This window comes from Spongorhabdus nitratireducens, assembly GCA_947387575.1.
In the GTDB taxonomy this organism is placed as follows: Bacteria; Pseudomonadota; Gammaproteobacteria; order Pseudomonadales; family Endozoicomonadaceae; genus CANDOC01.
Genome location: CANDOC010000007.1, coordinates 1 through 22,594 on the forward strand (window position 1 = coordinate 1; position 22,594 = coordinate 22,594).

General features: G+C 50.8%; 17 protein-coding genes and 5 tRNA genes. 8 read left to right on the forward strand and 14 right to left on the reverse strand.

What is annotated here, in order from left to right; translation table 11 throughout:
- Window positions 1-545, reverse strand: a 545-nt coding sequence (locus tag ACYZZ0_RS13455; protein ID WP_461537159.1) for a histone H1-like repetitive region-containing protein, incomplete at its 3' end; no start/stop codon positions are given.
- Window positions 546-912: 367 nt separating this feature from the next.
- On the opposite strand from ACYZZ0_RS13455, the gene ACYZZ0_RS13460 reads away from it, so the two are divergent.
- Entirely contained in the window at window positions 913-1,662 is a 750-nt protein-coding gene (locus tag ACYZZ0_RS13460) for an FKBP-type peptidyl-prolyl cis-trans isomerase N-terminal domain-containing protein (protein ID WP_461537160.1), read from the forward strand.
- 81 nt (window positions 1,663-1,743) lie between these two features.
- Here ACYZZ0_RS13460 and rsd read toward each other — a convergent pair whose 3' ends face one another.
- From rsd to ACYZZ0_RS13480, 4 genes are all read right to left on the reverse strand, one after another.
- Entirely contained in the window at window positions 1,744-2,211 is a 468-nt protein-coding gene (gene rsd / locus ACYZZ0_RS13465) for a sigma D regulator (RefSeq protein WP_461537161.1), read from the reverse strand.
- 563 nt (window positions 2,212-2,774) lie between these two features.
- On the reverse strand, window positions 2,775-3,278 hold the full coding sequence (locus ACYZZ0_RS13470) for a disulfide bond formation protein B (protein ID WP_461537162.1): 504 nt from the start codon (window positions 3,276-3,278) through the stop codon (window positions 2,775-2,777).
- 48 nt (window positions 3,279-3,326) lie between these two features.
- Window positions 3,327-4,901 carry a glutamate--cysteine ligase gene (gshA, locus tag ACYZZ0_RS13475; protein ID WP_461537163.1) on the reverse strand — a complete coding sequence of 525 codons (1,575 nt, stop codon included), beginning with the start codon at window positions 4,899-4,901 and terminating at the stop codon, window positions 3,327-3,329.
- Between the two features lie 273 nt (window positions 4,902-5,174).
- Window positions 5,175-7,550: a Tex family protein gene (locus tag ACYZZ0_RS13480; protein WP_461537413.1), complete on the reverse strand. Its 2,376-nt coding sequence runs from the start codon at window positions 7,548-7,550 to the stop codon at window positions 5,175-5,177.
- A gap of 321 nt (window positions 7,551-7,871) precedes the next feature.
- Between ACYZZ0_RS13480 and ACYZZ0_RS13485 the strand changes: the two genes are divergently transcribed.
- The 6 genes from ACYZZ0_RS13485 to ACYZZ0_RS13510 all read left to right on the forward strand — a co-directional run bounded on the left by ACYZZ0_RS13485 (window position 7,872) and on the right by ACYZZ0_RS13510 (window position 9,596).
- Entirely contained in the window at window positions 7,872-8,891 is a 1,020-nt protein-coding gene (locus tag ACYZZ0_RS13485) for a nucleoside hydrolase (protein WP_461537164.1), read from the forward strand.
- An 81-nt stretch (window positions 8,892-8,972) separates the two neighbouring features.
- Window positions 8,973-9,048: transfer RNA gene (locus ACYZZ0_RS13490), tRNA-Phe, on the forward strand.
- Between the two features lie 61 nt (window positions 9,049-9,109).
- A tRNA-Phe gene (locus ACYZZ0_RS13495) sits at window positions 9,110-9,185 on the forward strand.
- Window positions 9,186-9,246: 61 nt separating this feature from the next.
- Window positions 9,247-9,322 (forward strand) — tRNA-Phe (locus tag ACYZZ0_RS13500).
- A gap of 61 nt (window positions 9,323-9,383) precedes the next feature.
- Window positions 9,384-9,459 (forward strand) — tRNA-Phe (locus ACYZZ0_RS13505).
- A 61-nt stretch (window positions 9,460-9,520) separates the two neighbouring features.
- Window positions 9,521-9,596 (forward strand) — tRNA-Phe (locus tag ACYZZ0_RS13510).
- Window positions 9,597-9,703: 107 nt separating this feature from the next.
- Here the strand turns inward: ACYZZ0_RS13510 and ACYZZ0_RS13515 are convergent.
- Both ACYZZ0_RS13515 and ACYZZ0_RS13520 read right to left on the reverse strand, forming a co-directional pair.
- The gene (locus tag ACYZZ0_RS13515) at window positions 9,704-10,666 is read right to left on the reverse strand and encodes a helix-turn-helix transcriptional regulator (protein ID WP_461537165.1); all 963 of its coding nucleotides are present in this window, start codon (window positions 10,664-10,666) and stop codon (window positions 9,704-9,706) included.
- 84 nt (window positions 10,667-10,750) lie between these two features.
- Window positions 10,751-13,774 carry a YncE family protein gene (locus ACYZZ0_RS13520; protein WP_461537166.1) on the reverse strand — a complete coding sequence of 1,008 codons (3,024 nt, stop codon included), beginning with the start codon at window positions 13,772-13,774 and terminating at the stop codon, window positions 10,751-10,753.
- Between the two features lie 313 nt (window positions 13,775-14,087).
- On the opposite strand from ACYZZ0_RS13520, the gene ACYZZ0_RS13525 reads away from it, so the two are divergent.
- Window positions 14,088-16,070, forward strand: coding sequence for a M3 family metallopeptidase (locus ACYZZ0_RS13525; RefSeq protein WP_461537167.1), 1,983 nt, complete (start codon window positions 14,088-14,090; stop codon window positions 16,068-16,070).
- Between the two features lie 55 nt (window positions 16,071-16,125).
- Here ACYZZ0_RS13525 and ACYZZ0_RS13530 read toward each other — a convergent pair whose 3' ends face one another.
- From ACYZZ0_RS13530 to ACYZZ0_RS13560, 7 genes are read right to left on the reverse strand one after another with little or no spacing between them, the layout of a single operon-like run.
- Complete coding sequence (locus tag ACYZZ0_RS13530; RefSeq protein ID WP_461537168.1) at window positions 16,126-17,517, reverse strand: ATP-binding protein; 1,392 nt, start codon at window positions 17,515-17,517, stop codon at window positions 16,126-16,128.
- The gene (locus tag ACYZZ0_RS13535) at window positions 17,518-18,195 is read right to left on the reverse strand and encodes a response regulator (RefSeq protein WP_461537169.1); all 678 of its coding nucleotides are present in this window, start codon (window positions 18,193-18,195) and stop codon (window positions 17,518-17,520) included.
- A gap of 14 nt (window positions 18,196-18,209) precedes the next feature.
- Complete coding sequence (locus ACYZZ0_RS13540; protein WP_461537170.1) at window positions 18,210-18,869, reverse strand: tetratricopeptide repeat protein; 660 nt, start codon at window positions 18,867-18,869, stop codon at window positions 18,210-18,212.
- A gap of 10 nt (window positions 18,870-18,879) precedes the next feature.
- On the reverse strand, window positions 18,880-19,674 hold the full coding sequence (locus ACYZZ0_RS13545) for an SDR family oxidoreductase (RefSeq protein ID WP_461537171.1): 795 nt from the start codon (window positions 19,672-19,674) through the stop codon (window positions 18,880-18,882).
- Window positions 19,674-20,351, reverse strand: a complete 678-nt coding sequence (locus ACYZZ0_RS13550) for a TenA family transcriptional regulator (protein ID WP_461537172.1) — start codon at window positions 20,349-20,351, stop codon at window positions 19,674-19,676. Before ACYZZ0_RS13550 ends, ACYZZ0_RS13545 begins: the two co-directional genes overlap by 1 nt.
- Window positions 20,348-21,808 carry an AMP-binding protein gene (locus ACYZZ0_RS13555; RefSeq protein ID WP_461537173.1) on the reverse strand — a complete coding sequence of 487 codons (1,461 nt, stop codon included), beginning with the start codon at window positions 21,806-21,808 and terminating at the stop codon, window positions 20,348-20,350. Before ACYZZ0_RS13555 ends, ACYZZ0_RS13550 begins: the two co-directional genes overlap by 4 nt.
- Window positions 21,801-22,508, reverse strand: a complete 708-nt coding sequence (locus tag ACYZZ0_RS13560; protein ID WP_461537174.1) for a thermostable hemolysin — start codon at window positions 22,506-22,508, stop codon at window positions 21,801-21,803. Before ACYZZ0_RS13560 ends, ACYZZ0_RS13555 begins: the two co-directional genes overlap by 8 nt.
- Between the last annotated feature and the right edge of the window lie 86 nt (window positions 22,509-22,594).

The following is a 22,594-nucleotide window of genomic DNA, read 5'->3' on the forward strand; positions in this document are numbered from 1 at the left end:
GTCTTCCGAGTAGCTGGCTTCTTCTTGGCTACAGTCTTCTTAGCTGCAGTCTTCCGAGTAGCTGGCTTCTTCTTGGCTACAGTCTTTTTGGCTGCAGGCTTGCGAGTAGCTGGCTTCTTCTTGGCTACAGTCTTTTTAGCTGCAGTCTTCCGAGTAGCTGGCTTCTTCTTGGCTACAGTCTTATTAGCTGCAGTCTTGCGAGTAGCTGGCTTCTTCTTGGCTACAGTCTTCTTAGCTGCAGTCTTCCGAGTAGCTGGCTTCTTCTTGGCTACAGTCTTCTTAGCTGCAGTCTTCCGAGTAGCTGGCTTCTTCTTGGCCACAGTCTTTTTAGCTGCAGGCTTGCGAGTAGCTGGCTTCTTCTTGGCTACAGTTTTTTTGGCTGCGGTCTTGCGAGTGGTGGTTTTCTTGGTAGCAGCTTTCTTTACGGCAGGCTTCTTGCGAGTAGCAGTGGCCTTTTTAGCTGGGGTGCGTTTAGTTGCAGTCTTTTTAACAGCCGGCTTTTTAGCCACTGTTTTTTTAGCTGCGGTCTTCCTTGTTGCCGGCATGTTGATCCCTCAATTTAGAGTTTATTGAGTCCAAAACTGCATGACACTCAAATTGGATATTCCTTTATCCGTATTAACTCTGAAAATAGACCACTTTTTTAAACTACTGCAAGTTTTTTTAAGAATTTTATGCCGTTTTTTTATATTACGAACGAAACATCTCTTTTAAAAGAGAATCAAATCGTTAAATAAATGCGCCATTAATAACAACTTTAACCTACATTAATTTGAGTCTGCTTCTGGTAAAAATGATTAATAAAGCAACAGGCAGGTTACAAGGATCCTCTTGCCATCCTGAACAAATTACTAAAAGATGAAGCAGTTCAGATAACTAAAAAACTGAACTTTGATTAACAAAGGACAACTCATGAAACTGAAAACGCTTGCTGCAGGGCTGCTAATCGCTACTTCCAGCTTCAATCTTATGGCGGCCGATGCCAGTACGGAAGCAACAGGCGCCAAGCTTGAAACCGACCAGCAAAAGCTGAGCTATGGCATTGGAGCCGTCCTGGGAGAAAGAATCCAGGCCGACTTTGGTGAGCTGGATATTGATATGCTGGCCATGGGCATCCGTGATGCAGTCCAGGGTAAAGAGCTGGCCATGAGCCAGGCTGACATCCAGGAAGCTATCAACAAGGCCCGTCAGGCCAAAATTGAAGCCCAACAGCAGGAAGCACTGGCCAAAGCTGAGGAAAACCTGGAAAAAGGTCAGAAGTTCCTCGAAGAGAACAAGAAAGCTGATGGTGTCATCACTACTGACTCCGGCCTGCAATACCAGATCACCAAAAAAGGTGACGGCATCAAGCCGGCCGCTTCCAGCGAAGTCGTTGTACATTATGAAGGCAGCCTGCTCGACGGCAGTGTATTCGACAGTTCAATTGAACGTGGCGAGCCGGCCCGCTTCCGTCTGGACCGCGTAATTCCAGGCTGGACTGAAGGTCTGCAGTACCTGCCTGCCGGTAGTGAAGCCACCCTGTGGATTCCGGGTGACCTGGCTTACGGTATGAATGGCGTACCGGGCACCATCGGACCTAACGAACTGCTGAAGTTCAAGGTGCAACTGCTGGAAGTTGTTCCTGAAGAAACTGCTCCGGAAGCAGAAGCACCTCAAGGCTAATCTCCAGGCTTGTTATCAAACAAGCTCGAGAATAAAAAAACCGCCGGCTTACCGGCGGTTTTTTTATTACTTCAGAAAGACTTAGTTAACCAGTTCACGGTGTCGGTTATGCAGCACTTCTATCAACTTGTCTTCCATTTCAAAGCGGTCTGCCAAACGCTCTCCCATTTTTGAAAGCTCGTCTTTCATATGAGTCAGGCTGGAGAAATTACCGCAGCTGTCATTAAAGTCGAGACAGATCTGGGTATTGTCTTCAATAGTGGGGAAGATATTGCGAGTTTCTTCAATGCCACCATCATCAAATTCATGCCCTTCTCTTACCAGCTGTTCATAGACCTCAAAGTGACCGGCAGAGACATAATCAACAAGCAACTGGCAGAACTCTTCAAGCTTGTCCTGAACCGGACGCTGATCTTCCTCGGGTGTCACACCATTGATGGAGCAATACAGCACTATCAGATCCTGACGCTCATTTAGCCAGCGGTCGACAATGTCAGACACACCGCCCCAACGTTCCCTGGCTGTTTTACAACCCTCCAGCATGCTCATCCCCTCACAAGTTTTCCTGGCTGACCCAAAACGCACCCTTTGCATATGTTCGGGCTCCACAGAAAACTTGATCCCAAACATACTCTTCTGCCCTGTATCATTTTGATGACACAAAGCAGTCAATTACCCATCGGCTTTCACCGAAAAAATCACACAGCTTCAGCACATCATTATCACTCCGCTCCGGAGCAATAATCGCTAGGGTATGACAGCCGGTTTTCAACAGCAAGGGGGTTGATTCAGGTCAAAAAGTATGGCTTGTGAAAATTGTTTTTAAGGAGTTGAACAAGCTTAATTAACGGTTATTACAACCTATTTTTAATCAGATTTTATAATAAAAAAACAGTTTAATATTATAATTAAATCTTTACGTTTGATGCTGCTGTTTGTTTTTCAGCTCGTTTAATAAATAAATTTCATCCGAATCAAAAAACTTCAGATTCAATTGTTTTTGTTTTCTTTGTTTACGCCTGACATAGCAATCTATCAAGGAACAAGAAATATAAAATAAAAAAATCATGCACTATGAATTCTGGAAAATTCAGTTATCCCAGTGGTTATTTCTATACATTCTTTTCACGCTTTCGCAGCAACTCAAAGCAGCCAAATAACGCATATATAATAAAAGCCACCAGCGTCCAGCCGGGCATGGATATACCCAACATTTCCCATTTCACTTTGGCACAGTCCCCGGTACCGCTGAACATGATCGTCAGCAGTTCAGTAAATGGCAGAACTTCGATTAAATATTCAACACTGGGAAGGCAAGCCGGAACCTGATCAGACGGCAAGCTCTGAAGCCACAACTGGCGAGAAGCCAGTACAGCCCCGCCGATGCCACCCAGTGCGGTGAGCAAACCATAAATTCGAAGGCCTTTGGGGCCAGGATTATGCAGTACGACTGAGAGACTGAATAATGCAATGACGATCACCACCAGCCGTTGTGAAATGCACAACGGGCAGGGCTCCAGCCCCATGCCATGCTCGAAGTAGAGTGCCATTCCGGTAAGGAAGGCACAGCCCAGAAAGGACAACATGAACAACGGGCGGGAACCAGGTATCTGCATTATTCAGGCACCTTTAGCCGTTAAAGCCTTTTTGTTTTTCGATGCCTCTCAGGAGACATCAGTGAAATAGCGCTCCAGGTACTCCTCAAAACTGCAATCTGAATCCGCTTCAATACCGAGCTGATCTTTCCATGACTGAACTACCAGCTCACGGAAATAGTCACGACGAGCATCGTCCAGCTCAACTGTCTGCAAGGTATCAGCATGACGAGCTGACAGTTCAAGGTTAAAGCGAACAAAGCTGTCACCGGCCTTGTGGATCCCTTCCATTACTTGCGCTGACGGTGTCTTTTGCGGATCAAGCAGACGTTCCTGCATCATACCCAGAGCCTGAGTGTAGACACTGGATTCCCAGGCTTCGTCCAACAGTCGCGCTACCGGCTGCATCTGCTCCAGCAACTCTGATCCGAGCTGTTGCAGAGAAACAAGCCCGTTATGACCTTGCAGCTGCAGCCCGGGACGACGACCTTCGGTCACTACCCGGTTAAAGTTACAGCTGATGCGACCACATTCATCAGATTCTATCGCCGGGCTGTCAGACAGCGCGCAGTACAACAGGAAGGTGTCCATAAAGGCGACCTGCTGCTCATCCAGTCCCAGCGGCATAAATGGATTGATATCCAGACAGCGTACTTCAATATACTCTACACCGCGGCTGCTAAGGGCATCGACCGGCTTCTCACCGGAAGCCACAACCCGCTTGGGACGAATGGTGCTGTAGTATTCATTTTCGATCTGCAGAATATTGGCATTCAGCTGGCGATATTCATCACCCTCTTTCACACCAATAGCCTCATATTCCGGCCAAGGCGTTTTCATCGCCTGCTTCAGACTGCCAACATACTCATCCAGCGTGTTGTAACAGATATTCAAGCTCGCCTGCGCCTTGTTATCGGTATAACCCAGATCACCCATCCGCAGGGATGTGGCATACGGCAGGTAAAAAGTATCCGGGCTGAGCTGGTCCAGATTATGATCCATACCCTCAACAAAGCTGGCATCCAGCGCCGGAGAAGCGCCAAAGCCATACATCAGCAGCCAGGCATGACGACGGAAGTTGCGCACCAGCCCCATATAGCTGGCTGATTCAAAACTCTTCTTGTCATCGTTATTGCCGGACAACTGCTGCACCGCTTGCCAGACCGAACCCGGCAGCGAGAAGTTGTAATGAATACCGGCAATCGCCTGCATGGTGCGGCCGTAGCGATGCGCCAGCCCCATACGATAGATATATTTCATCCGCCCGGGATTGGAATCACCGTAACGGGCAATCGGAATGCTGGCATCACCCTGCAGCTGGCAGGGCATGCTGCTGGCCCACAGCTGTTCTTCGCCGATATTCTCCAGCGTGTAACGATGCAGCTGCTGCAGGAACGACATAGTTTCATCAATACCGGCATGAACCGGAGAAATAAACTCCAGCAGCGCTTCAGAATAGTCTGTCGTCAGATAAGGGTGCGTCAGCGCTGAACCCAGTGACTCGGCATGAGGAGTCTGAGCCAGACGACCATCGTTAGAGACTCTGAGACTTTCTTTCTCAACACCCCGTCGCAGACGACGCAGCTCCCCCAGTTGTTCCGGACGCGATAAATGCGCCAGCCGAGCCTTTAGTAGTTCAGTCAAAACAGAATTACCTGTTTAAGCAGCCAAGAGGACATCTGAAAAGTCATGCACGATTGCGGTTTCGGCTCAGACCTTTCAGATGGACTCTACAAGCCGGAAACACCATTTATCTTCCACCGGGTAAGTATCCGGTCGACGCAGTCTTTCCGTGATGAAAAGTAGCGGCAGACTATCAAACTGCCATTAACGAATAAATACAGTTTCCTGCAGCAGCACCGCAGGAAACCGTATCACGCTAACAGACAATTGTGTCAGAGTGCCGCCTTTACAAGATCAGCGACGCAGTTTTTTGGCAGAAGCAAACAGGTCAGCGAAGGTTCCGCCTTCCTGCTGCTGTGCGCGCTGGCGCTGCGGTTTACCTGCAGGGCGTTCATTACGGCCATTGTTGCGGGTATTGTTACGGGCACCATTATTAGCACCACGCTGAGACTGCCTTCTTTCCTGCGGCTGGGCAGACTGCTCCTGACGCTTTTCAGCAGAGTCACTCATTCGCATCGACAGACCAATCCGTTTGCGCGGAATGTCCACTTCCATCACTTTGACCTTGACGATATCGCCGGCCTTCACGACTTCACGCGGGTCCTTAACAAATTTCTCTGACAGGACAGAAATGTGTACCAGACCATCCTGGTGTACACCCACATCAACAAACGCACCAAAGTTGGTAACGTTGGTCACAACACCTTCCAGCACCATATCCAGCTTCAGATCCTGCATAGTCAGGACATCATCCTGGAATGCAGCGGTCTTGAATTCCGGACGCGGGTCACGGCCCGGCTTGTCCAGTTCACTGATGATGTCGGTAACAGTCGGTACACCAAACTTGTCGTCGGTGTAGTCAGCTGCATTCAGTCCTTTCAGGAACAGGCTGTCGCCGATCAGGGCACGGACATCTTTTTCAAAACGAGCTGCAATACGCTCGACCAGAGGGTAGGCTTCCGGGTGAACGGAAGAGCCATCCAACGGGTTGTCACCGCTGTTAATGCGCAGGAAGCCTGCGGCTTGCTCAAAGGTCTTGGCACCGAAACGGGTTACGTTCTGCAGGCTGTCACGGCTATTGAAGGCACCGTTTTCATCACGATAGCGGACAATGTTTTCAGCAATGCTCTGGTTCAGACCGGAAATACGGGCCAGCAGCGGAGCAGACGCCATGTTCACATCCACACCGACGGCGTTTACACAGTCTTCGACAACAGCTTCCAGCGAACGGGCCATCTGGGTCTGACTGACATCGTGCTGATACTGGCCAACACCAATGGCTTTCGGTTCAATCTTCACCAGTTCTGCCAGCGGATCCTGCAGACGGCGAGCGATGGATACAGCGCCACGGAAGGAAACATCCAGTTCAGGGAATTCCTTGGCGGCCAGCTCAGATGCAGAATAAACCGACGCACCGGCTTCGCTGACAACCACACGAGTAATACCCAGTTTCGGGTACAGGCGCATCAGTTCAGCAACCAGACGATCGGTTTCACGGGATGCGGTACCGTTACCGATACTCACCAGCTCAACCTTGTGCTTCAGACACAGTTTTGCCAGTACGCCCAGAGACGGGTTCCACTCTTTCTGCGGCGCATGCGGGAAGATAGTGGTGTGATCAACCAGCTTGCCAGTGGCATCAACAACGGCCACTTTCACACCGGTACGCAGGCCGGGGTCCAGACCGATAGTCGTGCGCGGACCCGCCGGGGCGGCCAGCAGCAGGTCTTTCAGGTTATCTGCAAAGACCTTGATGGCCTCTTCTTCTGCAGATTCGCGAATACGGCCCAGCAGATCAGATTCCAGATGGCTTCCCAATTTCACCCGCCAGGTCCAGCGCACGACATCTGACAGCCATTTATCAGCGCCACGACCTTCATTGCTGATATTCCAGAACTGGCCAATGGTCAGTTCACACGGATGCAGCTTGCTGCGATCATCATCGTCTTCACCGACGCGGATGCTCATCTGCAGCACGCCTTCATTGCGGCCACGGAAAATAGCCAGCGCACGGTGAGACGGTACGCCCTTCAACGGCTCATCATGTTCAAAGTAATCACGGAACTTGGCACCTTCCTGCTCCTTGCCAACGACCATACGGCTGCTCAGCTGGCCTTCTTCCCACAGGAAGTCACGCAGCTTGCCCAGCAGCTCGGCGCTTTCGCTGAAGCGTTCCATCAGGATGTACTTGGCACCATCCAGCGCTGCTTTGATATCGGCAACACCCTTGTCTTCGCTGACGTAGGTTTCAGCTTCATGCTCCGGATTCAGCTCCGGATTGTCATACAGCGCATCAGCCAGCGGCTCCAGGCCCGCTTCACGAGCAATCTGGCCTTTGGTACGACGCTTGGGCTTGTAAGGCAGGTATAAATCTTCGAGGCGGGTTTTGGTGTCCGCATCTTTGATATCTTTTTCCAGCTCCGGCGTCAGTTTTTCCTGTTCGCGGATACTGTTCAGCACGGTTTCCCTACGTTCTTCCAGCTCGCGCAGGTAGCGCAGTCGCTCTTCCAGTGTACGTAACTGGGTATCGTCCAGAGCTCCGGTGACTTCTTTCCGGTAACGGGCGATAAAAGGCACGGTCGATCCTTCATCCAGCAGGTTGACCGCGGCGTTTACCTGACGCAGGGCAACGCCCAGCTCATCGGCAATACGCTGAAAGATAGTCTCCATTATCATTTCACTCTGTTCAGTTTTATTGACCATGACACACCCCTGTCACCCTCGAAAGATGATGAGAACGGCATGACTTCACTCATGGCTGTTTGCAGAAGCAAGGATTATACCCAAGACCATTTCAAGACAAGATCTCCTGAAATCTGCGCTAAATAGCTTTAACCAGAAAATTATTTAATACCAGAACCGGCTGACATTAAAGCTGTCGAAGGGGGGAACTGACGCCAAGCTGGCACTAAGATGTTAATTACTCTAACAAGAACTATCTGGCAGATTTTCCTCACTCTTGTTTTATTCAACATGATGACGGGCTCTGTAATGGCTGGCAAAAAGATAATTATTGATACCGATATGGCCTATGACGACTGGCTGGCCATTCTCTATCTGCTGGGGTGTGAAGATGTAGATGTTGTTGCCATTACCGTCTGCGGCTCAGGCGAAGCCCGGCCAGAACCTGGTGTGAAAAACCTGTTAAAGCTGTCACACGCTGTCGGAAGAACCGATATCCCTGTCAGCACCGGGCAGGAACAGCCACTGGAAGGCACGAATACGTTCCCCAAGCGTATTCGGGATAGCATTGACGATATGCTGGGCATGAAACTGGAAGATCCAGACCGTGGATGGGACCAGCGTGGCGCAGTCACCTTGCTCAGAGACACCCTCGAAGCCAGCGAAGAAAAGATCACCCTGTTTACTATTGGGCCACTGACCAATATTGCATTGCTGCTCCACCAGCATCCCGAGCTTTCAGCAAAGCTCGAGGAAGTTTTCTGCATGGCTGGAGCCATTAATGTTCCCGGAAATGTCACCGACTGTTTTGAAACCAGAAAACTGAAAAACAAAGTCGCCGAATGGAATTGCTATACCGACCCCAAGGCACTGGGAGAGGTCGTTCGTATTGCCTGTGAAAGAGGCGTGCAGGTAACGCTGTTCCCTCTGGATGCAACCAACAAAGCTCCTATCAATGAACAGTTGCACCTTCAGACAAAGCGTCAGAGTCATTTCCGCGCCAGTGAAATAGCCGCAGAGATTATCCTTAGGAAGCGCCAAATATTGCAGGATGGTTCCAGTTCCTGGGAAGGGCGTTACATGTGGGATCCGGCCGCTGCTGTAGCGCTGATACATCCGGAAGTTGCTACCTTTGAGACTATCCATGTGGAGATAGATACCGATCCTGACTCAGACTCAGCAGGGCAGACTCAACGTGCTGATAGTGAGACGGGACTGCATGTCAGGTTTGCATCCGATCTGGACAAGGAGACATTTGAGAGCTGCTTTATTAAAGGCATTCGCCATCCCCAATCTGCAACTTCCGCTGCTGAACATGATGGCACCTGAAAATTCCTGAAAAACTCCCTTGACTCTATCAGGGGAAATCCGTTTAATACGTTCCGCAACGCAGCAGCTTGCTGTAGTGATGCCTGGGTAGCTCAGTTGGTAGAGCAGCGGATTGAAAATCCGCGTGTCGGTGGTTCGATTCCGCCCCTAGGCACCATCTTTTAAAGCCCTGAACATTTCAGGGTTTTTTCGTCTTGGACGAAACCAAAATTCGGTTTGCCTGGGTAGCTCAGTTGGTAGAGCAGCGGATTGAAAATCCGCGTGTCGGTGGTTCGATTCCGCCCCTAGGCACCATTTTTTAAAGCCCTGAACATTTCAGGGTTTTTTCGTCTTGGACGAAACCAAAATTCGGTTTGCCTGGGTAGCTCAGTTGGTAGAGCAGCGGATTGAAAATCCGCGTGTCGGTGGTTCGATTCCGCCCCTAGGCACCATCTTTTAAAGCCCTGAACATTTCAGGGTTTTTTCGTCTTGGACGAAACCAAAATTCGGTTTGCCTGGGTAGCTCAGTTGGTAGAGCAGCGGATTGAAAATCCGCGTGTCGGTGGTTCGATTCCGCCCCTAGGCACCATCTTTTAAAGCCCTGAACATTTCAGGGTTTTTTCGTCTTGGACGAAACCAAAATTCGGTTTGCCTGGGTAGCTCAGTTGGTAGAGCAGCGGATTGAAAATCCGCGTGTCGGTGGTTCGATTCCGCCCCTAGGCACCATTTTCTAAAAGCCCAAAGATTTTTTCTTTGGGCTTTTATTTTTTCTGCCGAAGATACTCCCTTCTATATTCTCCGTTCAGCACAACCTGAAAGTCTGGTTTCTCTGCCTAGTCGTTCTTCGTATCAGCCAGCCCACTTGCCAGCACATTATTTTCATCCAACGACAAGCTCAACGTCATCTCCATGGTGCGAGCCAGCATCGCGCGCGAATTATGATTGGTTTCGACAACTACAGCGTCATCCAACCAGGTCAGATTGTGTTCAAGCATAAACTGATACATGGCATGCCAGGCCGCGAAATAGCCTGACTCGCTGGCAATCCTGACCTTACAGCTCAAAAACCAGCCTGCAGGAATAACCTGATTGGCTGATGCACCACTCTCTCTGTAACCCAGAAGAAAGGATGTTTTGCCATAGTCGATATCGACCTCACTGGAAAATGTGAGCATGACCTGCTCATTGATATCTTTGGGCGCTATTTTTTTCCAGAGCTTATCGATGTCCGCAAGCCCCAGACCCGAGTGGCGCCGGGTTTTAAAATACTGCTCCGGATGTTTGATAACCGAAATATTCAAATCACTGGCCAGCCTTTCTTCCATAGGCATCTTCACACTGTTACCAGGCGTACCCAGTTTGCTGAAAATAACCGGCCAGTTCGGATCAAAAGGATCGATACCCTGACTGCGAATATCTGAAGCTGTCATGCCCAGATCACGCCTTAAAACCTTGGCAAGCGCCTGAGAGGAAGAGAAGCCAACATCACAGGCAATATCCAGCACAGGCTTTTCCGGATAGATAGCTAAAAGGTAACAGGCTTTTTTCAGTCGCATTCTTCGCAGATACCGACCCGGCGGCTCATTGAAGATAACCCTGAACATATGCTGGAAGTGACTGGGAGAAACCGCGCAGTGCAGCGCCAACTGATCCCAGTCGATAGCTTCGGAGAGGTGCTCGACGATATACGTCAGAGCTTTATTAAAACGCTGTTGCCAGACAGGGGAAAGGGATGCTGTTAGATAGTCTTCAGGAACAAGGCTAAAGATTTCAGCATCCTTTTGGGTTGTATTCACAGCGTGCTGTCCGGTTGTTATCCACACTGTGGATTTTCAACAGACCGCCGCTGCAGTCAATATCGTATTTCTGCCCAAGAGGGTTTAACCGTCCTGACTCCGGTTCAAAATACCATTCAGATCGCGATCAAGGGCGATCCGAATACCTGAGCCCGGCGGCACACAGGTAAATGTCAGCGTGTTGGCTCCCGAAGTTGCGAGATTTTGCAGAGCTTCTGATGAAACAACTCTCTCATTTTCGCGGTCGGTCTGATAGGTTTTCCGGTTAGCATCATAGAGATAACCCACGCTCTGCCCATTAATGACACCACGCGCTACCAGCTCACACTCTTTGACATTACCTCCCAGAAGTTTCGAGATGAACGGCGCTGCTGCCCGGCTTTCCAGCAGTTTCAGACGAGACAAAGTACCCGGATTATGTTGCTGGCGATTCAGAGTAATCTGTTGCCCGACAACCGGTGCCAGATCGGAATCAAATGCCAGCAGGTATTCCACCAGCCCCTGACGTACGCCGTCATTGGGAATACCGACCCCCGGTAAATTAAAGTCACAGCCATGATCTTCCGGCAGCCCTTCATCATCACAGCTGACATCACCGTTATCAAATACCCGGCCACCGAGGAAGTTAAACAGCAGGTCAGTCGCACCATCATGCAGGAAACCAAATCCCCGCACCTGATTGCCTTGGTGCTGACTGGTCTGGGTCGGGCGGTAGCCGTAATGATCCGGCATGCCAAACATGCCTACTTTCTGGTACAGGTTACGGAAGTGAGGTGTTTTCAGAATCTGCAGCTCACCACCATGTGTTACCTCGCCATTACCGCCATAGAAACCTTTCGCCGGGTTAAATTCATGGCAGCCATTGCAGTTCACGCCGACAACATCAGGTTTCAGCTCAGGAAACCAGTAAGGACGATCTTTCTTTAGCGGAAGCCCTGCCGCAAAGCGTCGACCGTGGAAAAAGGCCTGCCCTGCCCGAGCCTTCGGGTTCAGACTGTTGTCCAACCCACGGATCGGATTCGGTGGCAACTGTACCGACAACATAAAGTCTGCAAACCGGTCCATATCCTTTTCCAACTGCTCGACCTTTGCTGACTTATTCTTGCTGTCAACACTTTCCGGCAAGTCAATATCCATCCCCTGCAGTCCTTCAAAAGCCACAATGAAGTTTTTGAAGGACATTTTTTCATCAAGGGTTTGCTTGTCATCAATCCCGAAGTAACCATTGGAACGGTCACCACGCCAGTGCATATGCCCCTGATGCGTCATGCCCCGCATGGTCTGGGTAGTCATCGGCCCCTTCATTGAAGCAAATGTCTGCAAGTCACCATTACCGTTGATGATCTTGGTCAGGTCACAGTTATCACTGTTAAACATGCCCAGTTCACAATCAATCTGGCTGAAGCGTATCTTTGGGAATGGCTGGGGGTTGCGGGTATTGGGTGCGTCCGGGTTGCCGAGGTTCCATGCCAGCTGGTCCATATCACCGAATATATGACAGCTGGCACAGGATGCCTCACCATTGGAAGAGCCATAGTCAGCGTCGTATAACATGGAGCGACCCGCTACGACTTTTTCAGGCTCCGGGTTATACATGGCAACCGTCTGGTGAACTTGCCCATCTTCCAGACCAACCACATTGACTGCATTGTTGTAGCGGCTGAAAACATACAGCTGCTTTTTCTTCTCATCCAGCAGCAGTCCCATCGGACCATTGGGAACCTTGATATGGCGGGCACTGGCTTTGGCTGGGTCAAAGCCTTTGCCAAGCTCTGCCCAGAGTCGGTCATTTTCCAGGTCAGCAGTGTTATAGACGGCGATTTTGCCGGAGCCAATGGCAGTCACATAAAGTGTTTTGCCATCAGCACTGACACGCATTTCCGTCGGCTGGGCAACCGTATGTTGTTTGACGGAAGCAGGCGCCTTCAGAACCTTATAATCAATATGCCGGTTCAGATGACGTGGCTTTACTTCCCCTGTCTTCGGATTGATGACCGTAATCCGGGCCCGAGCAAGATTTCCCTGTACCGTGGAGCCACCAAACTCACCGGAGCCCTCAAATCGGATGTGGTTCTGGGCATCGGTATTGGAAACATAGATATTGCCATTGACCGGATTGACCGCCATGTTGAACAGCGTTGTACCGGCATGGGCAAAACTGTTCACCTGTTTCAGGCTGTTGGCATCAATGGCAAATACATCGAGATCAGGCAATGTGAAACGTACAGCATTGGAGAAGTTTCTTCCCTTCACATCACGCCACTCACCACTTTTGCGGTCGTACTTTACAATAATGCCGGTCCATGGCTGATACTCACCCTGTTTGTTTTTACCCGGACCTGCCCGACCACCGGGCAACATGCCATCAGGCAAACCATGAGGCGAGGTGATCTTATCCATCACCTGACAGGGTTCTGTGCCTATATAGCCTTCATCCCAGCCGTAATCATCGAAACCATTACATAAAGCGCTTTCGGTAATGGCTGTGGTCTGGTTACCCGAGTTAAAGATCGCCGCATAAACAGTATTACCATCCGGGCTGACAGACAGCGCTCTCGGGGTATCACCAAACAGTTCGATAATCTTTTCCGGTTTGCCACCAAAAGCCTTGCCCTGATTCTTGCCATCAAAGACCCAGATATCCGCCCGGGGTACACTGGCGGTATAAAGTTGAGGATCTCCCGCTCCCGGTACATCAGCAATAGAAGGATCAGTTCGCTGTTGCCCTCGGTGCGCCGTGGTTATAAATGCCCTGTCGCGGGCAAAAACGATATCCCTGGGCTCATCACCCACCAGCAAGGTACGTTTGACCCGGTAAGGTTTGCTGGAGAGTTCAACAATACTGATCGAATCAGAAAGATGATTGACCACCCAGGCTTCGGGACCATTGCTTCCCTCCCGAACAGCTACCGCTACAGGCTCCATTCCAACATACACAGAAGCATCGGGCTTGAGCCTGCCGTTGCCATCTATAGTGAAGATTTCGAGTACATTATCCGGAATGTTAGTCACCAGCAGTTTTTGCTGATAACGGGCTACCGGCCTGACAGGCGCGGACTCAAAGGCAATAAATGAAGGTGAATCCGCCGCGCTGCGGGTACTGCTCATACAGGCAGATGAGAGCAGCAGGCTCCATAACACACAGTATTGAAGGGAGTTTTTTATTTGAATCATCTTGGATACGGAAATCTGTTCCAGCCGGTATTTTATTTAGCGAATCACTTTACTAAGACCGCCCGGCTGTCACGTATCCATTTTTATGGTGTTGCGTCTTTTGTCCTCGCAAGTGCTGTTTTCATTCATTTCCTGAAGGTTACTCTTAACCAAGACTATTCTTAACCTGCCTGAAAAGCGGTAGTCTTGAAATCCGCCCCTGCACAGCACGTCCGTCAGGTTAAGAATAATAAGTCTAAGTCGTACAATGATCCGAAAAAAACTTGCCGCTATCCCGGCCTTAATGATGGCCGCCGCTGTCTCTACCCAGACCGCCGCTCTTGCCATCACCCCGACAGCCCAATCGTTCAATGAATATTGTGAAGCTGAACTCAGCGAGGGTCGCAAACTGCTGAGCCAGCTTGAGTCCATTCAAGCGCCCTACACTACCCAAAACCTGCTGCAGCCAATGAACGCATTTCAGGTTCATGTTGCTGATGCATCCAGCCAGTCCAGTGTCTACCTGGCCGTTCACCCGAATGCCAAGGTGCGTAAAGCGGCTGGCGAGTGTGATATCAAACTGGGCAAACTGTTTAATGAATTCAGTCTTTCCCGCCCGATTTACAATGCCCTGCAGCAGGTCGACCTCAGCAAGGCTCCTGTAGACACCCGCCGCTTTGTTGAGCTGACGCTGCGTGACTTCCAGCGTTCCGGTGTGGATAAAAGTGATGCTGTTCGCCAGCAGATCAAAACCTTGCGGGAAGATATTTCCCGGGTTGGCCAGCAGTTCGCAACCAATATTCGCGAAGATGTCCGGACGATCAAACTAGACTCAGCCAGCCAGTTGAAAGGGCTACCCACAGATTATATTGCAGCTCACAAGCCGGATGCGGAGGGCAAGATTACCCTGACAACTGCGTATCCCGATTACCAGCCGTTTATGCGCTACGCCGAGAGTGATGCGCTGCGTAAAGCTTACTTCCTGGAATTCTCTAACCGGGGTTATCCACAGAACCGCGAAGTACTGATGGAGCTGGCGCAAAAGCGGTTTGAACTGGCCCGGTTGCTTGACTACAAAAACTACGCCGAGTTTGTAACTGCTGACAAAATGATCGGATCTGCCGGCAATGCCCGTGACTTTATCGAGAAAGTATCCGGCTTTGCCCGTGCCCCGATGGAGCAGGACAAGCAAGAGTTTCTCAATCGCCTGACTCAGGAACAGCCTCATGCAGACAAGGTTTATCGCTGGCAAAAGCCTTACCTGCATGACCAGATTCAGAAAGAGCGGTTCCGCCTCGATTCACAGGAAGTCAGACAGTACTTTGCCTACAACAAGGTCAAAGGCGGTATCCTCGATCTGACCCAACAACTGTTTGGTGTCACCATCAAGAAATGGGATACCCCGGTCTGGCATAACAGTGTTGAAGCCTACGAAATTTACGACGGCAAGCAGCTGGTCGGTCGTTTCTATCTCGATATGTTCCCACGGGAAGGCAAGTATCAGCACGCTCGCCTTTCCCCGATTCAGGTAGGCGTGAAAGATCAGCAGGTACCGGTTGCAACCTTGATTACCAACTTCCCGTCCGGTGAAAACCTGATGGGTCACAATCAGGTCGAAACCTATCTGCATGAGTTCGGCCACCTGCTGCACTATATGTTCAGTGGCAACCATCGCTGGGCTGCTCTGAGTGGTCTGTCTACCGAGTGGGACTTTGTTGAAGCACCATCACAGATGCTGGAAGAGTGGGTCTGGGATCTGGAGACACTGCAGAAGTTTGCTACCAACAGTGAAGGTAAACCGATTCCGGCGAGTCTGGTTGCCCGCATGAAAAAAGCCCGCAGCTTTGCCCGCGGCTTCGATACCATGCAACAGCTTTACTACGGATCACTGTCACTGAATCTGTATGACCGTTCGCCGAAAGGATTGAATATTGATCAGCTGGCTAACAACATGCAGTCCCGATACTCACCCTATCCGCTGGTTGAAGACAGCCACTTCTATGCCGGATTTGGTCACCTGTATGGCTACTCCGCCATTTACTACACCTACCAATGGTCGCTGGCGATTGCTTCCGATATGTTCACCCGCTTCAAGGCAGAGGGACTGAACAATAAGGACGTTGCCCGCGATTATCGTGAAAAGGTTCTGGCACCGGGTGGCTCCAAACCGGCAGCCGAGCTGGTTGAAGACTTCCTTGGTCGCCCATACAACTTCAAAGCATATGAAGAAGTGCTGACTGGTAAAGGCTGATAAACCAAAAGCCCGGAGCGAGTCTCCGGGCTTTCTCTCATACGCTGTTGGAGATTCAGGCTGAAGCAGGCTCGAATGTAATTTTAACTTCCAGCCCACCACCGTCAGGTGTCAGAAACTCGATATCTGCATTATGCAGCTGCACGATATGAGCCACTATCGATAGTCCTAACCCGGAACCGGAAACATTAGAACCATGACGATCACCGTCAATCCGGTAGAAGCGGTCAAAAACCCGGACTTTCTTTTCTTCCGGAATACCCGGTCCGTTATCAACAACCCGTAGCGTCGGTTTGCCCTGTTCCAGACAGGCACTGACCTGAATACTGCCATTCGCCGGAGTATAGAGCTCGGCATTACGCACCAGATTGGAAAGCATGATTTCTATTCCGGTGACATCGCCCTGAACCCAGACAGCATCATCGGCTTCCAGAGAGATATTCTGGCTCTTATCCAGTGCCAGTTGAATATTGTCGGCGATCACTCGCTGGCAAACCGGTTGCAGATCCAGTTTCTGGAATCTGGCCAGATAGCTCTCCGGTGTTGTTTTTGCCAGCACCAACAACTGTTCAACCAGATGAACCATGCGGTGATGGGCAACCCGGGCCATATCCAGAGCTTCAGTTTGTTCTTTTCCTTCGCTTGAGGCCGCATTTTCAAGATGAACACCCAATCCGGCCAATGGTGTCCGGAGTTCATGGGCCGCATCTGCAGTAAACCGCCGCTCACGGGTAAAGGCTGCTGCAAGCCGGGACAATAGACTATTGACCGATGTCGCCAAAGGCATCAACTCTTTGGCAACTTGCTTGATATTTATTATCTCAAGATCATTAGCTTTCCGGCGTGAAACTTCTTTGGCCAAGCTACGCACCGGTTTCAGACCCCGCCCCACCAGCCACCAGATCAACAGCAGCAGAACCGGCAGGGTCACGACAAAGGGTGTGGTTCCCTGCAGGGCAATAACTTCTCCCAGTTCATCGCGGATTTCCTGTTCCTGAGCGACCAGAATCCAGTGTTTATTCTTCTTGTCGTAGAGGGTAAACATGCGCCACCAGCAGTCATCACCCTCAACTCGACTGAACCCTTCCCGAAACTTGATCCGGTGAAAATCCGGCGCACTGTCAGACTCAACCAGCAAGCGTCCGTCTTCAGCCACTATCTGAAAGAACAACTTGGTGTCGTACTTCTCTTCACAGTACTCGGCATCATCTCCCTTGCAAGCTTCAGGCAGCAATGCAAAAGGCACCGTAACGACTTCCAGCTCTCCCGTTTCCGGGGCGACCAGTTGCTGCAGCGACAGGGCGTACTGCACTAGTTGTGCGTCCAGCAGCTCCTGCACCTCATGCAGGCTTTCCCGGTGCCCCCAATATGTCATCACACTACCGACAACCGTGACTGTCGAAAACAGGCTGACCATCATGAATTGTCGTATAGATGATGTTTTCATTTAGGCATTCTTTTCCACCAGCCAGCCAACACCACGCACAGTACGAATAAAGTCAGAGCCTGTTTTCTTGCGCAGGTTGTGCAGGTGCACATCCACCGCATTACTGGCCACTTCATCATCCCAGCTGTATAGCTTGCTGTTCAGTTGTTCCCGGGAGTAGATGCGTCCCGGGTTTTCCATCAATACCCGCAGCAGGGCGAATTCACGGCGGGGCAGCTCAACTTCATCGCCACCGGCAACCTGCATTCTATGGCTGGCCGTATCCAGACTGACCTTGCCCAGCTGAATAACCGCCGTTTCACCATACCCTGCCCGCCTTTCGAGTACCCGCAACCGGGCAAGAAGTTCGGCTACTTCAAAAGGTTTGGTGAGATAGTCATCACCACCACTATCCAGTCCTGCCACCTTATCATTGATACCATCTCGAGCCGTCAGAATCAGTACCGGCAGTGGCCTGTCATAATCTTTCCGACGTAATTTGGGTAAAAGCTCCAGACCATCCATATCCGGTAAGCCAAGATCCAGAATGACCAGATCAGGAGCAGCATCCTTCTGCCTGACCATTGCCAGGGCCTCACTGGCCCGGGCAACATGATCAACAGCATAACCTTCCCGTACCAGAGCTGCGTGAATACCTTTTGCCAGCAGCTCGTCATCTTCAATCAAAAGGACTTTCATCGATACCGGACCAATCAGAGTTCTGCTTTCAGTGCTTCAATCAACTGGCTGATTTCCTGCCGCCGGCCTTTGTCAGCGAGAGGACGATCTATACGAGTTGGCGCTTGCAAAGCCGTTTCCAAAATTTCCAGCGCCCGGCGATATTCACCCTGTTGCATCAGGAAATCACCATAAAAGTAATTGGCATCGATACTCCGGGGATTCACAGCCAGACCACGTTCCAGCAGTTCCCGCGCCTTGTCATCGTCGCCAAATGCCAGCGGCCAGCCAGGTACCTGATAATAAAGTGTTCCCAGACTGGTCAGGGCCGAACCATCCAAAGCGGTTTTATCCAGTTCGATAGAACGCTCGAAATCTTTCCGCGCTTCTTTCACCAGTGACAAGGCTCCCAGACCACCTTCAGCCCCGGCTCGGGTCGAACGGATAATGCCACGCCATGCAAAATATTCGGCACTTTGTGGATATTTGTCCACCAAAGCTGTCGCCTGTTTTTCCAATGCGGCAAATGCATCGCCTTTGTCTTCAGACTGACCATATTGAATTTGAGCCCATTGTTTCTGCAGCACCAGCAATTCATCACTGTTTTCTGCCTGAGCTACACTGCTCAGCCCTACGCCACTCAAACTCAGACTACATGCGGTGATTGCGAGCCACTTTTTTATACGTTGCTTCATTGCTTTACTCTCAGTTCTGGTGATTTAGCCGGGCATAGCGACGGATAGTGGGCAGCTGTTTTTTAAGCGCACCATCAACCAGCCCCGGTGCCAGTCCGTTCAGACGGGCAAAAAACTTTTCCGGCCAGCCAATAGCCCGGCTGCTGCTTGAAGGCCTTTGCAGCAAATCAACCAGCTCGGTTGCAACCCGCTCCGGGGAATCTGTCACTGTCCCCAGCTCCCGGTTCAGTTCATTAACCGCCGAAGTATTAATTTCGGTCGATGTGGCACGAGGTGCCAGGTAGTGCACCTGAACCTGCGTGTCAGCCAGTTCACGGCGCAGACTTTCAGTAAACCCGCGAATCGCAAATTTCGAACTGCAGTACAGTGAGTAACCGGGATAGCCAATAGCACCAAAGGCTGAACCTACATTGACAATGGCTGCTTCATTTTTCTGCTGCAGCAGAGGCAGCAAGCTGTGGCACAGTGAAATGGGTATCTCTACATTGGTTGCCAGCATGCGCTGGATATCCTGTTCGGAGCTGTCTGCCAGTAACCTGAAGTCGCTTATACCGGCATTGTTAATCAGCACATCAACATCTTCAGCAGCGTCAAGCAGCTGTTGTCGTTGCACCGGGTCACCCAGATCAGCAACCACATAATGATGCCCGTCACCGTACAGTGTATTGATAAGCTGCTGCAGTGGTTGCTCACGACGACCGGTCAGCAGCAGGGAAGCGCCTTCAGCTGCCAGTTGTCGGGCAATGGCCGAACCAATGCCACCAGAAGCACCTGTCAGAAGTATTGTTTTACCCTTCAGATTCATTATGCAGCCTCCTTCACAGCAGGCAGGGTCACACTATCCAGATTGCGGTAGATATCCCCATATAGGCGATAAACCATTTTAGAGCTGTGGATAATTGCCGACTGATCCGCCGGATCTTCAATCTTGTTCATCAGGCTTTCGAAAAACTTCATGTGCTCTATATCCAGTGAGCCATGAGAGCTGAGATAGCTGAACGCACTTTCCGGTAAGCCCAACGCCTGTTGGATAACACCGGCACCGGCTGTCGCCAGCTGAATACTGGTGCCTTCCAGCACATGAACCATGCCAAACAGGCCGGCCGGGTTATTGCGATTAATAGTGTCGTACAGATAAGCCACCATCAGTTCGGTTTCCGGCAGCGGCTGACTGTTGCGTACTTCTTCCTTGTCATAACCGCAGGCAGCGATGTCATTCAGGATCCATTCCTGATGCCCCATTTCTTCTTCGATATATTCACCAATAGCGGCTCGCAGCCATTCCTGACGTTCCGGAATACGGGCACCGGCTGCCATGAGCAGGGGAATGGTGTGCTTTACGTGGTGATAGGCCTGAGTCAAAAAGGCGACATAATCCTGCAGCGTAATATCACTTTCAAAGCAGCGTTTGATTACCGGCGCATTGAGCAATTCAGCGCGCTGTTGCTCGGTTGCCTGTTGCAGCTGGTCAAAGAACTTCATGCTTCACACTCCTTTAATTCGGTATAGAGCTGTTCAATTTGTTGTTTACAGATTTGATTAATCACTTCCCGGCGTGGACGCCCGTTAGCGGTCCAGGCACCGAGAGCAAGATGGTTTTCAGGTAACAGTGCCCACTGCTTTATTCGGGCATAGTCAGGTAATTCGCGGTTGATCCGGGCTATGGTGTTATCCACAGTTTCTTTGCTGACACCAGGCTGCAATTGGCAGAGTGCGACACAGAAAGGTTTCGCATCTCCTGCCACAACACAGTGACTAAACAGTCCGGTTTGCAGCAGCTCGCTTTCCGGCCACTCCGGAGAGATATTGCGGCCGAAAGATGAAATCAGCAGATTCTTGCGTCGACCGGTAATATGGAGAAAGTTGTCTTTATCCAGATGCCCGATATCACCGGTATGCACTGTGTCGTCTGATGAGCCGGTAGCGCCCAGATACCCCAGAAAAGCAGCACCTTTCACAACGACCTCATCGTTTTCAATTTCAACCCGGCAGTGAGGTAATGGTTGGCCGGTACTACCTGCCCGGCGGGCCGCCGGAGTATTAAGACTGACGACTGATCCACATTCAGACAGCCCGTAGCCTTCATAAACCGGAAGACCCAGTGCAGTAGCGCGCAGCAGCAGTTCGGGTGAAACCCGGCCTCCGCCGACAGCAATAAAAGTCAGGCTGGCAGGAGGCACCCAGCCACGCTCGGCAGCAATAACCAGACCGAGCAATATCTGCGGAGTCAGAATCACGCTGTCCGGCTGGATACGGCTGATGGCCTGTAGCATGACCGGTAAATCAAGCGATGAGCTGCCATTCAGACCCAGCTGAGCCATGGGTGAGACTTCAATACACATACCTCTCAGCAGCGGTACATAAATGCCGGCAATATTTTCCAGCAGCGTACTCAGCGGCAGCAGGCAGAGATGACGCTCGCCCTTCACATCTGAAATCACCTCGGCAATTGCAGATGCAGTTGCCTGTTGATGTTCAGCCGACAGACAGACACCTTTCGGGTTTCCGGTGGAGCCCGAGGTAAAGGTAATTTTCTGGCAATCTTGTGGCAGTTCCGGGGGAACACCCGAACCTACGCGAGCCAGCGCCATACCTTCTATTTCACCCAGCGCAACACCTGTGGATAAACTGGGACTCAGCAAACCATCAACACCCGCTTCAGCCAGCAGATGGTTAACCTGAACTTCTGAGAAAAATGGCGGAACCGGCACACAAACCGTTCCGTTCAGCAGGCATGCCAGATCTGTTACCACCCAGCCGATTCCGTTATCTGCAGCCAGAGCAAGACGCTGTACTTGATGTTGTTGCAATGTTTCAGCGGCCTGCTGAACACGCTGCCATAACATTTGCCATGTAAGATGCTGTTTGCCCTCTGCCAGTGCTACAGCTTCAGGCCGGGAAAGTGCATGCTGCTTCAGAGCGGTCAGAACGTTATTCATTGTTCTGTCCTCCGTTCAGCTGTAACACCATTCGATTCAGTTCTTGTTGATAACCAAGCAGGCTGTTGCTGAATACTGGAGAACTATGAACATGCTGACTGGCCGAACCCAGGGAGCCGGCAATAATTCGGGGGCTGGAGTCATAATAATTACCCCAGTTCTGCTGCTGTTCACCCAGTCGGCTGCCATCGGCATACCCCAGCAACATGGGTTCAAATTTCATCATCCGCAGCTGGCGTTCAACGACGGGAGTGACCGTACAAATCACCCAGCGGAAACCTGCCAGATATAGAAGCTCGGCCAGCATTACAAACAGCAGCCGACAGGCTTCTTTATTGCCGGACGCCAGATTGCCAATTTCAATCACCTGATTCCGGCTTACTGGCCGAGCCGCTTCACGGGCAATGGCTTGTTCAGCCGGTATATCAAGATAAGTTTCAGTAAAAAGACCGGAACGCTCTTCCGCGAAACCACATGCCATATCAAGTCCGGCAACTGCAACAGGCTGGTCATTTTTCCAGGCTGCAACCATCACCGGCATAAAACGGAAAATGCGCGCCTGATGATGTTGCATAAAGTTGTGATAAATCAGCGTTTCCAGCAGTTGCCGGTCGTTATCACCCTGCAGGCTTAATCCAAACTGATAATGTGCTTCAGGCTCTGCCTGCGTATAACTGGTGACATAGTGTTCCGAGGACACAAGCGGTGCTCCCGTGTAAACCTTCGATGCTATTCAGATTACGGAAGCAGAATTAAGGCAAAATTAAGTGCTGAAAAATGATGCGC

What these genes read in the sequence shown, in the direction of transcription:
- ACYZZ0_RS13460 (WP_461537160.1), top strand. Translation starts at nt 913, where the DNA reads ATGAAACTGAAAACGCTTGCTGCAGGGCTGCTAATCGCTACTTCCAGC.
- rsd (WP_461537161.1), bottom strand. Translation starts at nt 2,211, where the DNA reads ATGAGCATGCTGGAGGGTTGTAAAACAGCCAGGGAACGTTGGGGCGGT.
- ACYZZ0_RS13470 (WP_461537162.1), bottom strand. Translation starts at nt 3,278, where the DNA reads ATGCAGATACCTGGTTCCCGCCCGTTGTTCATGTTGTCCTTTCTGGGC.
- ACYZZ0_RS13480 (WP_461537413.1), bottom strand. Translation starts at nt 7,550, where the DNA reads ATGGAGACTATCTTTCAGCGTATTGCCGATGAGCTGGGCGTTGCCCTG.
- ACYZZ0_RS13485 (WP_461537164.1), top strand. Translation starts at nt 7,872, where the DNA reads ATGGCTGGCAAAAAGATAATTATTGATACCGATATGGCCTATGACGAC.
- ACYZZ0_RS13520 (WP_461537166.1), bottom strand. Translation starts at nt 13,774, where the DNA reads ATGAGCAGTACCCGCAGCGCGGCGGATTCACCTTCATTTATTGCCTTT.
- ACYZZ0_RS13525 (WP_461537167.1), top strand. Translation starts at nt 14,088, where the DNA reads ATGATCCGAAAAAAACTTGCCGCTATCCCGGCCTTAATGATGGCCGCC.
- ACYZZ0_RS13530 (WP_461537168.1), bottom strand. Translation starts at nt 17,517, where the DNA reads ATGAAAACATCATCTATACGACAATTCATGATGGTCAGCCTGTTTTCG.
- ACYZZ0_RS13535 (WP_461537169.1), bottom strand. Translation starts at nt 18,195, where the DNA reads ATGAAAGTCCTTTTGATTGAAGATGACGAGCTGCTGGCAAAAGGTATT.
- ACYZZ0_RS13540 (WP_461537170.1), bottom strand. Translation starts at nt 18,869, where the DNA reads ATGAAGCAACGTATAAAAAAGTGGCTCGCAATCACCGCATGTAGTCTG.
- ACYZZ0_RS13545 (WP_461537171.1), bottom strand. Translation starts at nt 19,674, where the DNA reads ATGAATCTGAAGGGTAAAACAATACTTCTGACAGGTGCTTCTGGTGGC.
- ACYZZ0_RS13550 (WP_461537172.1), bottom strand. Translation starts at nt 20,351, where the DNA reads ATGAAGTTCTTTGACCAGCTGCAACAGGCAACCGAGCAACAGCGCGCT.
- ACYZZ0_RS13555 (WP_461537173.1), bottom strand. Translation starts at nt 21,808, where the DNA reads ATGAATAACGTTCTGACCGCTCTGAAGCAGCATGCACTTTCCCGGCCT.